Genomic DNA, 14,574 nt, shown 5'->3' with positions numbered 1-14,574 from the left:
CTAGCCGATGCGCTCGGCGACGAGCGGGGTCCGCGTGAACGGCGTCCCGAGCGGCGCGATGCGGTACGCACCCTCCAGCGCCTCCAGCGCACGCTCGAAGCGGGCCGGCTCGTCGGCGGACAGCGTGAACAGCGGCTGGCCCGCGCGCACCTCGTCCCCCGGCTTGGCGTGCAGGTCGACCCCGGCGGCGTGCTGCACGGGGTCCTGCTTGCGGGCGCGGCCCGCGCCGAGCCGCCAGGCGGCGATGCCGAACGGCAGCGCCTGCTGCTCCACGAGCACCCCGTCCGACTCGGCGACGACGGTGTGCGTCTCGCGGGCGACCGGCAGCGCAGCGTCCGGGTCGCCGCCCTGTGCGCGCACGGTCTCCCGCCACTTGTCCATCGCGCGGCCGTCCTTCAGCGCGGCCTCCACGTCGGCGTCCGGCTGCCCGGCGAGCGTCAGCATCTCGCGGGCCAGGGCCACGGTCAGCTCGACGATGTCGGCCGGGCCGCCGCCGGCGAGCACCTCGACCGACTCGCGCACCTCGTTGGCGTTGCCGATGGCGAGGCCGAGCGGCACGTTCATGTCGGTGAGGAGGGCGGACGTCGCGACCCCCGCGTCCTTGCCGAGCTCCACCATGGTGCGGGCGAGCTCGCGGGACTTGTCGATGTCCTTGAGGAAGGCGCCCGAGCCGAACTTGACGTCGAGCACCAGGGCGCCGGTGCCCTCCGCGATCTTCTTGGACATGATGGAGGACGCGATCAGCGGGATGGCCTCGACGGTCCCCGTGATGTCGCGCAGCGCGTAGAGCTTGCCGTCGGCGGGCGCGAGCCCGGAGCCGGCGGCGCAGATCACGCCGCCCGGGCCGCGGAGCTGGGCGATCATCTCCTCGTTGCTGAGGTTCGCGCGCCAGCCCGGGATGCTCTCCAGCTTGTCGAGCGTGCCCCCGGTGTGGCCGAGGCCGCGCCCGGAGAGCTGCGGCACCGCGACGCCGAACGACGCCACCAGGGGCATCAGCGGCAGGGTGATCTTGTCGCCGACGCCGCCCGTGGAGTGCTTGTCGGCCGTCGGCTTGCCGAGGCCGGAGAAGTCCATCCGCTCGCCCGACGCGATCATGGCCAGGGTGAGGTCCCGGATCTCGCGCCGGGTCATCCCGTTCAGGAAGATCGCCATCGTCATCGCCGACATCTGCTCGTCGCCGACGTAGCCGCGCGTGTACGCGTCCACCAGCCAGTCGATCTCCGCCGTGGTCAGCTCGCCACGGTCGCGCTTGGTCCTGATCAGGTCGACGGCGTCGAACGCCTCGACCGCTCCTGCGGTGCTCACGAAGATGTAACCCTCTTGCTCGGTGGTGGTTCGGTCAGTCGGCGTCGCGCTCGGCGGCGCCGTGCTCCTCCGCGTAGGCGGCGAGCTGGCGCGGCCCGAACGCGTCGGGCAGCACCTCGTCGATGGTCCGGATGCCGGAGACCGTCTCCAGCAGCATCCCCTCCGCCGAGTGCTCGTACAGGAGCTGGCGGCAGCGGCCGCACGGCATCAGGGTGTCGCCGTCGCCGTTCACGCAGGTGAACGCGACGAGCCGTCCTCCCCGGTCATCGCGAGCGACGACACCAGGCCGCACTCGGCGCACAGGGTGATGCCGTAGCTGGCGTTCTCGACGTTGCAGCCACTGACGACGCGGCCGTCGTCGACCAGCGCCGCGGCGCCGACCGGGAACTGCGAGTACGGCACGTAGGCGTGCGTCATCGCCTCGTTCGCGGCGGCACGCAGCGCCGGCCAGTCGATCGCGTCGGTCATGACTTGATGTACGGCTTGCCGTCGGCGGCCAGGGCGCGGGACACCCCGACGAGGCCGGCGACCGCGAAGATCGTGACCACGTACGGCAGCATCAGCATGAACTCGCTCGGGACCGGCGAGCCGATGATGCCGAGCACGTTCTGAAGGTTGGTGGCGAAGCCGAACAGCAGCGCGGCGAGGGTCGCGCGGATCGGGTCCCAACGTCCGAAGATGACGGCCGCGAGGGCGATGAAGCCCTGGCCCGCGGTCATCTCCTTGGAGAACGCGCCCACCGAGCCGAGCGTGAAGTACGCGCCGCCGAGCCCGGCGACGGCTCCGGCGAGGGAGACGTTCCAGAACCGGGTGCCGTTGACGTTGATGCCGACGGTGTCCGCGGCCTCCGGGTGCTCGCCGACCGAGCGCAGGCGCAGGCCCCAGCGGGTCTTGAACAGCCCGAACCAGACCAGGAAGATCGCGACGTACATCAGGTACTCGATGATCGTCTGGTCGAACAGCACCTTGCCGATGACCGGGATGTCGCTGAGGATCGGGATGGGCCAGTCCGGCAGGCGCGGCGGGTGGTTCAGCATCTGCGGGTTGCCCGCGAGCACCGCGGAGTAGAGGAAGCTCGTGAGGCCGGTGACCAGCACGTTCAGCACCACGCCCACGATCACCTGGTCCACCAGGTACTTGATCGAGAACGCGGCGAGCACGAAGGAGACGAGCACACCGGCGACCATCGCGGCGAACAGGCCGACCAGCCAGCTCCCGGTGATCGAGGCAGTCATAGCCGAGACGAACGCGCCGGCGAGGAGCTGCCCCTCGATGGCCACGTTGACCACGCCGCCGCGCTCGGAGATGACGCCGCCGAGGGCGCCGAACACGAGCGGGACCGAGAGGCTGATCGTGCCCAGCAGCAGGCCGGTGACCGGCACCGGGAGCTGGCCGGAGCCGGCCCAGGCGAGGAACGCGAACATGAACAGCAGCGCGTAGACGATGACCAACCAGATCGGCGTCTTGCGCACCTTCCACGACAGCCAGGCGCTGTAGGCGGTGATCAGGACCAGCAGGATCGTGACGACGGTCGTCGTCGTGAAGGTGTCGACGGTCAGGTTCGGCAGCTTGACGGCGTCGGACGCCTCCGAGAACCGGAAGGTGCTCTGGCCGTGCCGGGCGAAGCCGAAGAACAGCACGATGCTGATCACCACGAAGACGGCGAGGGCGATCGGCGCCTTCCAGGACCGGACCTCGGCCTTCTCCAGGACGATGGGCGAGGAGTCGGGAATGACGGGGGCTGCGGTGGTCACTTGGCCGCCACCTCCTTCGAGACGATGGGACGCTGTCTCCGGGGCGCGCTCCCCGGCGTCGGGAGGCGGAAGATCGCGCGCACCAGCGGCGGCGCGGCGACGAAGAGCACGATGAGGGACTGCATGATGAGCACGATGTCGATCGGGATGCCCCCGGCCTGGATCGTGTAGCCGCCGGCCTTGAGCGCGCCGAACAGCAGACCGGCGACGAAGACGCCCCACGGCCGGGACCGGCCGAGCAGCGCGACGGTGATCGCGTCGAAGCCGATTCCCGCGTCCACACCCGAGCTGATGCCGGCCGGGAAGACGCCGAGCGCCTGGCTCGCACCCGCGACGCCGACGAGGGCGCCGGCGAGCAGCATCGCGTAGACGTAGATGTTCTTGACGTTGATGCCGGCGACGCGTGCGGCGTTCGGGTTCTCGCCGACCGCGCGGAAGCGGAAGCCGAGGCTGGAGCGGTTGATCAGCCACCAGACGAACACCGTCGCCGCGATGACGAGCACGAACGCCCAGGTCAGGTTGTACTGCACGCCGAGCAGCGGAGGCAGAACCGCGTTGCCGTGGATCGGCGGCGCCTTCGGGTTGTTCGACCCGGGAGCCTGCAGTAGGCCCTTGGTGCGCAGCATGTAGGAGATCAGGTAGAACGCGATGTAGTTGAGCATGATCGTCACGATCACCTCGTGCGCGCCCGTCCTCGCCTTGAGGAGGCCGACGATGCCGGCCCAGACCGCAGCGCCCGCGATGCCCGCGAGCACGGCCACGACCAGGTGGATGACCGGGGGCAGGTCGAACGAGAAACCGACCCAGGCGGCGGCCGCCGCGCCGATCAGGAGCTGTCCCTGACCACCGATGTTGAACAGGCCGACGCGGAACGCCAGCGCGACGCCGAGGCCGGCGACGATCAGCGGGGTCGCGAAGGTCAGCGTCTCGGTCAGCGGGCGGATGCCCGCGGCGAAGGTCGGCCGACCGAAGTTGTAGATCGAGCCCTGGAACATCGAGGTGTACGCGTTGGAGACGGACGTCCAGATCGCGGAGAGGGTGTCGCCGGGCCGGGCGAAGAAGTACGCAGACGCCTTCTGCACTGCCGGGTCGGTGAGCGCGATCAGGATTCCTCCGACGATGAGCGCCAGCACGACGGCCAGCACGGAGATGATCACCGGGCCGCCCATGATGTCGCGGACCGCCTTGCTCCAGCGGTCGTCGTGCTCCGGCTTCGCCGCGGGCCGACCCGGCTGCACCGGCTGTCCCGGCCGCGCGGGCTCGGGCGTCGCCACCGGCTGGCTGGGCGTCGGGGTCCCGGTCATGCTGCTGCTCCTGCCTGCTCCGGCGACTCGCCGGCCATCATGAGGCCGAGGACGTCACGCGACGTGTCCCCCGGCACGATTCCTACGATGCCTCCGCGGTACATCACCGCGATGCGGTCGGCGAGCGCCGCCACCTCGTCGAGCTCGGTGGAGACCACGATCACGGGCACGCCCGCGTCGCGGGTGGCGACGATGCGCTTGTGCACGAACTCGATCGATCCGACGTCGAGGCCGCGGGTCGGCTGCGCGGCGACGAACAGCCGCAGCTCGCGACTCAGCTCGCGGGCGAGCACGACCTTCTGCGCGTTGCCGCCGGAGAGCCGGCCGACCTTCTGGTCGATCGACTGGGTGCGCACGTCGAACTCGGACACCTTCTCCTCGGCGAACTGCTTGAGGTAGGAGAACTGGATGCTGCCGCCCTTGACGAACGGCGCCCCGGTCGAGCGGTCGAGCATCAGGTTCTCCTGGATGCTGAACTCGCCGACCAGGCCGTCCTCGTTGCGGTCCTCCGGCACGAAGCCGACGCCGGCGTCGAGCACCTTGCGCGGGCTGTGGCCCTGGATCTCCGTGCCGTCGAGCAGGATCCGGCCCTCGACGCGCGGCTGGAGGCCGAGGATGGCCTCGGTCAGCTCGGTCTGGCCGTTGCCCTGCACGCCGGCGATCGCGAGGATCTCCCCGCCCGGACCTCGAAGCTCACTTTGTTGACGACGAGCTGGCCGATCGGGTCGATGACCGAGAGGTCCGTGACGACCAGCGCGGGCTCCCCCGGGTTCGCCTGCTCCTTCTCGACCGTCAGCGACACGGCGCGGCCGACCATCATGGAGGCCATCTCGGCGTTCGTCGCGGTGGGCTCGGTCTCGCCGACCACCTTGCCGAGGCGGATGACCGTGATGCGGTCCGCGACCTCGCGCACTTCGCGCAGCTTGTGGGTGATGAAGACGATCGCGGTGCCCTGCTCCTTGAGTTGGCGCATGATCGCCATCAGCTCGTCGGTCTCCTGCGGGGTCAGCACGGCGGTGGGCTCGTCGAAGACCAGCACCTTGGCGTTCTGCGACAGCGCCTTGATGATCTCGACGCGCTGCTGGACGCCGACCGGGAGGTCTTCCACGAGGGCGTCCGGGTCGACGTGGAAGCCGAACCTGGCCGAGATCTCGCGCACCTTCGCACGCGCCGCGTTCAGGTCGAGGCGGCCGCCGAGCTTGGTCTGCTCGTGGCCGAGCATGACGTTCTCCGCGACCGTGAAGACGGGGATGAGCATGAAGTGCTGGTGGACCATCCCGATGCCGGCCTTCATCGCGTCGCCGGGGCCCGCGAAGTGCTGGACGACGTCGTCCAGCAGGATCTCGCCCTCGTCGGCCTGGTAGAGGCCGTAGAGCACGTTCATCAGGGTGGACTTGCCTGCGCCGTTCTCGCCGAGCAGACAGTGGATCTCGCCGGGTTCGACGGCCAGATCGATGTGGTCGTTCGCGACCAGGGCACCGAACCGTTTGGTGATGCCGCGAAGTTCGAGCTTCATTCGGGTGGGTTCCTTCTCTACTCGCCCGGGGGGAGCACAGAGCTTAGTGAGGGGGGTGGCACGCGAAGACCGCTGGTGGCCGCGCTGCGCATCCTCACACTACCTTTCTGCGCATATGTCAGTGTGTGCTCAAACGAGCGTCCGGGACAAGGTGCGGCCGGGCGTGCGGTGGACGTGCGACGGGGAGGCCAGCGTGCGCTGACCTCCCCGTCGAGTGTTCGTCCGCGCCGGTTACTGCTTCGGCGACGACGGCGAGGTGACCTTGATCGAGCCGTCGATGATGCCGGCCTTGATCTTGTCGATCTCGCCCTGCAGGCCCGAGTTCACCTTCGACGCGAAGTCGTGGAACGGAGCGAGGCCGACGCCGTCGTTCTTCAGCGTGCCGACGTACGGCGTGCTGTCGAACTTGCCCTTCGCGGCCTGGGTGACCACGTCGTTGGTGGCCGGCTTCATGCCCTTCATCACCGAGGTGAGGAGCAGGTCCTTCACGGTGGGGTCGGACTGGTAGACGTCGGCGTCGACGCCGATCATCGCGATCGGCTTGCCCGAGTCGCGGATGGCCTGCGCGGCCGACTGGTAGATCGGGCCGCCGACGGGCATGATGACGTCCGCGTTCTGGTCGATGACGCCCTGAGCGGTGTTCTTCGCGGTCTCGTTGGCGTCGAAGCCACCGGTGAAGGAGCCGTTCTGCTTGTCGACGTCCCAGCCGACGACCTTGACGTTCTTGCCCTTCTGCTGGTTGTAGTACTTCACGCCGTCCGCGTAGCCGTCCATGAAGATGGTGACGGTCGGGATCTGCATGCCGCCGAAGGTGCCGACGATGCCGGTCTTCGAGTAGCTCGCCGCGGCGTAGCCGGCCAGGAAGGCGGCCTGCGCGGTGTCGAAGATGATCGGCTTGACGTTCTTCGCGGTGATCGAGCTGTCGTCGATGATCGCGAAGGAGACGTCCGGGTTCGCCGCGGCAGCCTTCTTGGTGGCGTCGGCAAGCAGGAAGCCGACCGTCACGATGAGGTTGCAGTTGGCGTCGACCATGCTCTGGATGTTCGGAGCGAAGTCGTTCTCGCTCTTCGACTCGGCCTTGTTGTACTTGACACCAAGGGTGCCCGCGGCCTGCTGGAGGCCCTCGTAGCCGAGCTGGTTGAACGAGTGGTCGTCGAATCCGCCCGAGTCGGAGACCATGCAGGGCAGGAATTTGCTGTTCGCCGCACCGGTCGTCGAGGTCGACGACGGGGCAGCCGAGCACGCGGCGAGCAGCGCGACGACGCCGGTCACCGCAAGGCCGACGAGGCCGGCCTTACGAGCTGTGATTGTCAAGGTTGTCCTCCAAGATGCAGGCCGCCTCGGGTGCCGGACGGCCAGTGTATGCATTGCACGTTACCGAATGTGACGAACGGCTCTGATCGAAAATCCGGCTTCTTCATGCAAGCGTTACAAACGCGCGCGCGGTTGGCGACTGCTCATTTGAGCAAGCGGCCCGCTACATCCACCCGCGCTTCTTGAACACCACGTACAGCAGCGTGCTCAACCCCACCATCGCGAGCACCGCCAGCGGATACCCGAGCGGCCATGCCAGTTCCGGCATGTTGTGGAAGTTCATCCCGTAGATGCCGGCGATCAGCGTCGGTGCGAAGAGGATGGCCGCCCACGAGGAGATCTTCTTGACCTCCTCGCCCTGCCGGTGCGTGGAGTGCGCCAGCCGCGTCATCTCCTCGTTCTGCCGTTCGGAGACCAGCGTCGAGTTCACCGTCAGGATGTCGCGCAGCAGGTAGCGGAAGCCGTCCACCCGCTCGTTGACCTGCGTGAGGTGGTCGGCCACGTCGCGCAGGCGCCGCTCCAGCTCCTCGGTGACGCCGTACTTCGCCGAGCCGCGCTCCAGCGCGACCATCACCGACGACAGCGGGTGCGTGGCCCGCTGGAAGTCGATGACCTCCCGCGACAGCTCGTAGATGCGGCGGGACACCAGCACGTCGCCGCCGAAGACCTGCGTCTCGATCTCGTCGATGTCGTTGGCGAGCCCGGCGACGACCGGGCTGTACGCGTCCACGACGGCGTCGATGATCGCGTAGAGGATGGCCTGCGGGCCGAGCGCGAGGAGGTCGCGCTCGCGCTCCATCCGGTGGCGGACCGTGGACAGGTCGGGCGACTCGCTGTGCCGCACCGTGATGACGAAGTTCGGCCCGACGAAGAGGTGCAGCTCGCCGAAGTCGACCTCTTCCGGCACGTCGAGGTAGCTGGCCGCCTTCAGCACGACGAACAGCACGGAGTCGTACCGCTCCAGCTTGGGGCGCTGGTGGGCGACGATCGCGTCCTCGATCGCCAGCGGGTGGAGGCTGAACTCCTCCGCCAGCGACATCAGCTCCTGCTCGGTCGGCCGGTACAGCCCGATCCAGGCCACGCCGCCCGGGGTGTCGTCCAGCGCGCGGTAGGTCTCGGCCAGGCTGCGCGGCGAGGCGACCCGCACGCCGTCGGCGTAGATCGCGCTGTCCACCATGCTCGACCGGGAGGCGGCGGCCCGCGGCTCGGTCAGGACGGGCTCAGGCGAACTGGGAGGATCGGCCCGCCGGGCTCGGGACACGAAGGGCATCGGGATGCCGCGTCGGTTCAGGTTCGCCAAGGTTCACCTCCTGGTGCGCGGAAAAAGTGAGGTGGCCGGCGCCCGGCGACCCGGGCGGCAGCGCCACCTAACTGTACGCGCGCAGCCCGCCGGTGCGCTCGGCCCCAGCGCGGCGGACGCCGGTGCAGGCGTCGAGGATGACCTGCTCGTAGTGCCCGACGAGCTCGGAGCAGAGCACGTCCCAGCCGCGGCCGAGCACACGCCGGCGACCGGCCTCCCCCATCCGCAGCCGCAGCGGCGCGTCGGCGGCGAGCATCGAGACGGCGGCGCGCAGTCCGCGGTCGTCGGCCGGAGGGAAGAGGAGCCCGTCGACGCCGTGCTCGACGAGGTCGATCGGGCCGCCGGCGCGCGGCGCGACCACCGGCAGGCCGGAAGCGTGCGCCTCCTGCACCGTCTCGCCCGAACGTCTCCTCGGAGCCGGTGTGGACGAACACGTCGAAGGCCGCGTAGGCGGCGGCGAGGTCGGCTCCCCCGAGCCGGCCGAGCCAGGTGGTCGGGACGCCGTGGAGCTGCCGCTCGACGGCCTCCCGGGCCGGGCCGTCCCCGACGATCGCGACCGAGACCCCCGGCACCCCGCGCAGCACGCGCAGCCGCTCGACCTGCTTCTCCGGCGCGATCCGGCCGACGTAGCCGACGACGACCTCCCCGTCCGGCGAGAGCCGCTCCCGGAGGGCGACGGCGTCGGCCGTGCGCCGGTTGTTCGGGTGATACCGCTCCAGGTCCACGCCGCGCCCCCAGCGGGCCAGCCGGCGGACCCCGGCCTGGCGGAGGTCGTACTCGCTGGCCGACGAGGGGACGAGGGTGACATCGGCGCCCTCGTGCACCCAGCGCACGTACTTCCAGGCGATGGCGGCGGTCATCCCGAGCCCGTTGCGGCGCGCGAATCCGGCGACGTCGGTCTGATAGATGGCGACCGAGGGCACGCCGACCCGGTTGGCGGCGGCGATGGCCTGCGCCCCCAGGAAGAAGGGAGAGGCCGCATGCAGCACGTCCGGCTCGAACCGGGCGAGGATCCGCTGCACCTGAGGGCTGGGCAGCCCGACCGGGAACTGCCGGTACGCGATGGAGGGCACCTGGTGGATGCGGTACCCCGCGTACTCCTCCGGCGCCCCGGCCTCCGGACAGATGACGATCGCTTCGTGGCCCTCCGCGGCCAGATGATCGAGCACCCGGAGGACGCTGGTGGTCACCCCGTTCACTGTGGGGAGGAAGCTCTCGCTGACGACGGCGACCCGCATGACCTCAGTGTCGCGGCGGGGAATGTCCCGACCGTGAACGGAAGGTGTCCAGAACCGCTCGCTATCCTTTCGTCATGACTTCCCCTGGCGCGCTCGACCGGTTCTACAGCATCATCCCGGCGGGCGGGATCGGCTCCCGGCTCTGGCCGTTGTCGCGGGCGGACGCCCCCAAGTTCCTGCACGACCTGACCGGGTCGGGGCAGACCCTGCTGCGGGACACCTGGGACCGGCTCGCCCCCATCTCCGGCGAGCAGCGGATCATGGTCGTCACCGGACGCGCCCACCGGGCCGCCGTGGAGGCGCAGCTCCCCGCGCTGGCCGACGCCAACGTGGTCCTCGAGTCCGAGCCGCGGGACTCCACCGCCGCCATCGGCCTGGCCGCGGCCATCCTGCAGCGCCGCGAGCCCGGTGTCGTGATCGGGTCGTTCGCCGCCGATCACGTCATCCGCAATCATCGGCTGTTCGCCTCCACCGTGAAGGAGGCCGTCGCGGCCGCCGACGCCGGCTACATCACGACCATCGGGATCAAGCCGACCGAGCCCGCCGTCGGGTTCGGCTACATCCGCTGCGGCGGCGAGCTGACCGTGACCGGCGCCCCGAGCGCGCTCGCGGTCCAGGCGTTCGTGGAGAAGCCCGACCTGCCGACCGCCGAGAGCTACCTCGACAGCGGCTCATACCTCTGGAACGCGGGCATGTTCATCGCCCGCGCCGACCTGCTCCTGGAGGAGATCGGGCGCAGCAAGCCGGCGCTCCTCGCCGGGCTGCTCGAGCTCGCGGAGGCCTGGGACGACCCGGCCACCCGCGGCCCCGCCGTCGACCGGATCTGGCCGAAGCTGGAGAAGATCGCGATCGACTACTCCGTCGCCGAGCCCGCCGCGGCCGCCGGCAGGCTCGCGGTCATCCCCGGCTACTTCGACTGGGACGACGTGGGCGACTTCGCCTCGCTCTCCAAGCTGAACTCCGGCGGCCGCACCACGGACCTCGCCATCCTCGGCGAGAACGCCCGCGTGCTCGCGGACGCCTCGAGCGGCATCGTCGTCAGCCAGACCAAGCGCGTCATCAGCCTGATCGGCGTGAAGGACATCGTCATCGTCGACACGCCCGACGCGCTGCTGGTCACGACGACGGACAACGCTCAACGGGTGAAGTCGGTGGTGGACGCGCTCAAGGTCACCGGCTCGACCGACGTGCTCTGAGCCGCGGACGCGCCCCATTTATCTCGACGTCGAGATAACCAAGGTCACCCTAAGCAGCGCTCGCGCGCCCCGCGGCATAGACTTGCCACGCGCTTCGTGCGCCTACTTTCAGCGATCGCAACCAGGGAGGGTTGTTCGTGCCAGAGCAAGCGGCAGGGACCCTGCAACCGACGAAGTCGAGGCCGGGCGGCACGCTGTACCGCGGCCGTGAGGGCATGTGGTCGTGGGTGCTTCACCGCATCACCGGCGTCGCCATCTTCTTCTTCCTTCTCGTCCACATCCTCGACACCTCGCTCATCCGGGTCAGCCCCGAGGCGTACAACGCGGTGATCGGCACTTACAAGAACCCGATCATGGGATTCGGTGAGATGGCGCTCGTCGCGGCGATCATCTTCCACGCCTTCAACGGCATCCGGATCATCCTGATCGACTTCTGGAGCAAGGGCGTCAAGTACCAGAAGGTCATGTTCTGGATCGTCATCGTCCTCTGGGTGATCCTCATGGCCGGCTTCGTGCCGACCCAGCTCATCCACATCTTCTCGGAGGTGAACTGACGTGACGACCATCGAGGCTCCGCGCACGCCGGCCCGTCCGGCCCGCAAGGGCGTCAACTGGGAGAAGTGGGGCTGGATCTACATGCGGGCCTCCGGCCTCGTGCTGGTGATCCTCATCTTCGGCCACCTGCTGATCAACCTCGTCCTCGGCGACGGCGTCAAGCAGATCGACTTCGCCTTCGTCGCCGGCAAGTACGCCACGCCGTTCTGGCAGGTCTGGGACCTGCTCATGCTCTGGCTCGCGCTCATCCACGGCGGCAACGGCATGCGCACGCTGATCAACGACTACGCGCACAACGTCATGGTCAACCGCATCCTCAAGTGGGCGGTCCTGGCGGCGGTCGTCGTGCTCATCGTGCTCGGCACGCTCGTGATCTTCACCTTCGACCCGTGCCCGGCGGGCGCCCACGCGGCCGACCTGCCTTCGTTCTGCCCGGCCAAGTGACTGATTGACGGAAACCAACGCTGTGACAACTGAAACCACTGAATCCACCGTCATCGACGGCGTCCACTACCACGAGTTCGACATCGTCATCGTCGGCGCAGGCGGCGCCGGCATGCGCGCCGCGATCGAGGCGGGCCCGCACGCGAAGACCGCGGTGATCTCGAAGCTCTACCCCACCCGCTCCCACACCGGCGCGGCGCAGGGCGGCATGGCCGCAGCGCTCGCCAACGTGGAGGAGGACAGCTGGGAGTGGCACACCTTCGACACCGTCAAGGGCGGCGACTACCTGGTCGACCAGGACGCGGCGGAGATCCTCGCCAAGGAGGCCATCGACGCGGTCATCGACCTCGAGAACATGGGCCTGCCGTTCAACCGCACGCCCGAGGGCAAGATCGACCAGCGGCGCTTCGGCGGCCACACGCGCGACCACGGCAAGGCCCCGGTCCGCCGGGCCTGCTACGCGGCCGACCGCACGGGCCACATGATCCTGCAGACGCTGTTCCAGAACTGCGTCAAGCTCGGCATCAACTTCTTCAACGAGTTCTACGTCCTCGACGTGATCATGAACGAGGTCGACGGCGTCGACCAGCCGGCCGGCGTCGTCGCTTACGAGCTGGCGACCGGCGAGCTGCACGTCTTCCACTCGAAGGCGATCGTCTTCGCGACCGGCGGCTTCGGCAAGATCTACAAGACGACCTCCAACGCCCACACCCTCACCGGTGACGGCGTCGGCATCATCTGGCGCAAGAAGCTCCCGCTGGAGGACATGGAGTTCTTCCAGTTCCACCCGACCGGCCTCGCCGGCCTCGGCATCCTCCTCACCGAGGGCGCCCGCGGCGAGGGCGCGATCCTCCGCAACGCCTCGGGCGAGCGGTTCATGGAGCGCTACGCCCCGACCATCAAGGACCTCGCGCCGCGCGACATCGTCGCGCGCTGCATGGTCCAGGAGGTCGCGGAGGGCCGCGGCGCCGGCCCGCACAAGGACTACGTCCTCCTCGACTGCACCCACCTGGGCGCGGAGGTGCTGGAGACCAAGCTCCCCGACATCACCGAGTTCGCCCGCACCTACCTCGGCGTCGACCCCGTGGTCGAGCCGGTCCCGGTCATGCCGACCGCGCACTACGCGATGGGCGGCATCCCGACCAACAACAACGCCGAGGTGCTGCGCGACAACACCACCGTCGTCCCCGGCCTCTACGCCGCCGGCGAGTGCGCCTGCGTGTCGGTGCACGGCTCCAACCGCCTCGGCACCAACTCGCTGCTCGACATCAACGTGTTCGGCAAGCGCGCCGGCAACAACGCAGTCGAGTACGTCAAGACCGCCACGGCCGTCCCACTGCCGGCGGACCCGGCCAAGGCCGTCCGCGACATGATCGACGGGCTCCGCAACGGCACGGGCACCGAGCGCATCGCCGCCATCCGCAAGGAGCTGCAGGACGAGATGGACCGGAACGCCCAGGTGTTCCGCACCGACGAGTCGCTCGAGAAGGTCACCGGCACCATCCACCGCCTGCGCGAGCGCTACAAGAACATCGTGGTGCAGGACAAGGGCAAGCGCTTCAACACCGACCTCCTGGAGGCTGTCGAGCTGGGCTTCCTGCTCGACCTCGCCGAGGTCGTCGTGTTCTCGGCCCGCAACCGCAAGGAGTCGCGCGGCGGTCACATGCGCGACGACTACCCCAAGCGCGACGACGAGAACTACATGCAGCACACGATGGCCTACCTCACCGGCGACCCGCACTCCGCCGACGCGGCAGACCACATCACGCTCGATTGGAAGCCGGTCGTCGTGACCCGCTACCAGCCGATGGAGAGGAAGTACTGATGTCCAGCGCCGTGCTCGAGACTCCCCCGGCCCCCGAGGCCCCGATCCAGTCGTTCACCGTGACGCTCATCATCCGCCGGTTCGACCCGGACGTGGACACCGAGCCGCGCTGGCAGGACTTCGACGTGGAGCTCTACCCGACCGACCGCATCCTCGACGCCCTGCACAAGATCAAGTGGGAGCAGGACGGCTCGCTCACGTTCCGCCGCTCGTGCGCCCACGGCATCTGCGGCTCGGACGCGATGCGCATCAACGGCCGCAACCGCCTCGCCTGCAAGACGCTGATCAAGGACCTGGACATCTCCAAGCCGATCTACGTCGAGGCGATCAAGGGCCTGCCGCTGGAGAAGGACCTCATCGTCGACATGGAGCCGTTCTTCGCGAGCTACCGCGAGGTGCAGCCGTTCCTGGTCGCCAACTCGAAGCCGGAGAAGGGCAAGGAGCGCGTCCAGTCGGTCGCCGACCGCGCCCGCTTCGACGACACCACGAAGTGCATCCTCTGCGCCGCGTGCACGTCGTCCTGCCCGGTGTTCTGGACGGACGGCCAGTACTTCGGCCCGGCGGCGATCGTCAACGCGCACCGCTTCATCTTCGACTCGCGCGACGACAACTCGCAGGTGCGGCTCGACATCCTCAACGACAAGGAGGGCGTCTGGCGCTGCCGCACGACCTTCAACTGCACCGACGCCTGCCCCCGCGGCATCCAGGTGACCCAGGCCATCGCCGAGGTCAAGCAGGCCATCATGCGCGGCAAGGTCTGAGCTTCCGCTGTCACGACGAAGGCGCCCCGGTCTCCCGGGGGCGCCTTCGTCGTTCGCCCGCT

General features: G+C 69.1%; 10 protein-coding genes and 3 pseudogenes. 5 read left to right on the top strand and 8 right to left on the bottom strand.

Features of this window, described 5'->3' with window-relative positions:
- From ACQ86L_RS18420 to ACQ86L_RS18385, 8 genes and pseudogenes are all read right to left on the bottom strand, one after another.
- A complete protein-coding gene (locus ACQ86L_RS18420) occupies positions 1-1,305 on the bottom strand; it encodes a thymidine phosphorylase (protein ID WP_434316682.1) in 1,305 nt (434 codons plus the stop codon).
- A gap of 34 nt (positions 1,306-1,339) precedes the next feature.
- Positions 1,340-1,773: pseudogene (locus ACQ86L_RS18415) on the bottom strand (cytidine deaminase).
- Positions 1,770-3,059, bottom strand: coding sequence for an ABC transporter permease (locus tag ACQ86L_RS18410; protein WP_434316681.1), 1,290 nt, complete (start codon positions 3,057-3,059; stop codon positions 1,770-1,772). The pseudogene ACQ86L_RS18415 and the gene ACQ86L_RS18410 overlap by 4 nt, the downstream one beginning before the upstream one ends.
- A complete protein-coding gene (locus ACQ86L_RS18405) occupies positions 3,056-4,363 on the bottom strand; it encodes an ABC transporter permease (protein WP_434316680.1) in 1,308 nt (435 codons plus the stop codon). Before ACQ86L_RS18405 ends, ACQ86L_RS18410 begins: the two co-directional genes overlap by 4 nt.
- Positions 4,360-5,879, bottom strand: a pseudogene (locus ACQ86L_RS18400) (ABC transporter ATP-binding protein). The gene ACQ86L_RS18405 and the pseudogene ACQ86L_RS18400 overlap by 4 nt, the downstream one beginning before the upstream one ends.
- Positions 5,880-6,110: 231 nt before the next feature.
- Positions 6,111-7,193 carry a BMP family lipoprotein gene (locus ACQ86L_RS18395; protein ID WP_434316679.1) on the bottom strand — a complete coding sequence of 361 codons (1,083 nt, stop codon included), beginning with the start codon at positions 7,191-7,193 and terminating at the stop codon, positions 6,111-6,113.
- A 163-nt stretch (positions 7,194-7,356) separates the two neighbouring features.
- The gene (locus ACQ86L_RS18390; RefSeq protein ID WP_434316678.1) at positions 7,357-8,493 is read right to left on the bottom strand and encodes a magnesium and cobalt transport protein CorA; all 1,137 of its coding nucleotides are present in this window, start codon (positions 8,491-8,493) and stop codon (positions 7,357-7,359) included.
- A gap of 67 nt (positions 8,494-8,560) precedes the next feature.
- Positions 8,561-9,731: pseudogene (locus ACQ86L_RS18385) on the bottom strand (glycosyltransferase family 4 protein).
- A 74-nt stretch (positions 9,732-9,805) separates the two neighbouring features.
- Between ACQ86L_RS18385 and ACQ86L_RS18380 the strand changes: the two are divergent.
- The 5 genes from ACQ86L_RS18380 to ACQ86L_RS18360 all read left to right on the top strand — a co-directional run bounded on the left by ACQ86L_RS18380 (position 9,806) and on the right by ACQ86L_RS18360 (position 14,512).
- Positions 9,806-10,927, top strand: coding sequence for a mannose-1-phosphate guanylyltransferase (locus ACQ86L_RS18380; RefSeq protein ID WP_434316677.1), 1,122 nt, complete (start codon positions 9,806-9,808; stop codon positions 10,925-10,927).
- A gap of 137 nt (positions 10,928-11,064) precedes the next feature.
- Complete coding sequence (sdhC, locus tag ACQ86L_RS18375) at positions 11,065-11,481, top strand: succinate dehydrogenase, cytochrome b556 subunit (protein ID WP_185278297.1); 417 nt, start codon at positions 11,065-11,067, stop codon at positions 11,479-11,481.
- A 1-nt stretch (position 11,482) separates the two neighbouring features.
- Positions 11,483-11,926, top strand: a complete 444-nt coding sequence (locus tag ACQ86L_RS18370; protein WP_434316676.1) for a succinate dehydrogenase hydrophobic membrane anchor subunit — start codon at positions 11,483-11,485, stop codon at positions 11,924-11,926.
- 22 nt (positions 11,927-11,948) lie between these two features.
- A complete protein-coding gene (gene sdhA, locus ACQ86L_RS18365; protein WP_345836803.1) occupies positions 11,949-13,751 on the top strand; it encodes a succinate dehydrogenase flavoprotein subunit in 1,803 nt (600 codons plus the stop codon).
- A complete protein-coding gene (locus tag ACQ86L_RS18360) occupies positions 13,751-14,512 on the top strand; it encodes a succinate dehydrogenase iron-sulfur subunit (RefSeq protein WP_345836804.1) in 762 nt (253 codons plus the stop codon). The genes sdhA and ACQ86L_RS18360 overlap by 1 nt, the downstream gene beginning before the upstream one ends.
- Positions 14,513-14,574 lie beyond the last annotated feature (62 nt).

It is taken from the genome of Leifsonia sp. P73 (assembly GCF_051059105.1).
In the GTDB taxonomy this organism is placed as follows: Bacteria; Actinomycetota; Actinomycetes; order Actinomycetales; family Microbacteriaceae; genus Leifsonia.
The sequence above is the reverse complement of the archived record's forward strand: the minus strand, read 5'-3'. Positions and strand labels throughout refer to the sequence as shown.

Excerpts from the sequence above, each read along its gene's own strand:
- ACQ86L_RS18405 (WP_434316680.1), bottom strand. The coding sequence starts at position 4,363 with ATGACCGGGACCCCGACGCCCAGCCAGCCGGTGGCGACGCCCGAGCCC.
- ACQ86L_RS18360 (WP_345836804.1), top strand. The coding sequence starts at position 13,751 with ATGTCCAGCGCCGTGCTCGAGACTCCCCCGGCCCCCGAGGCCCCGATC.
- ACQ86L_RS18380 (WP_434316677.1), top strand. The coding sequence starts at position 9,806 with ATGACTTCCCCTGGCGCGCTCGACCGGTTCTACAGCATCATCCCGGCG.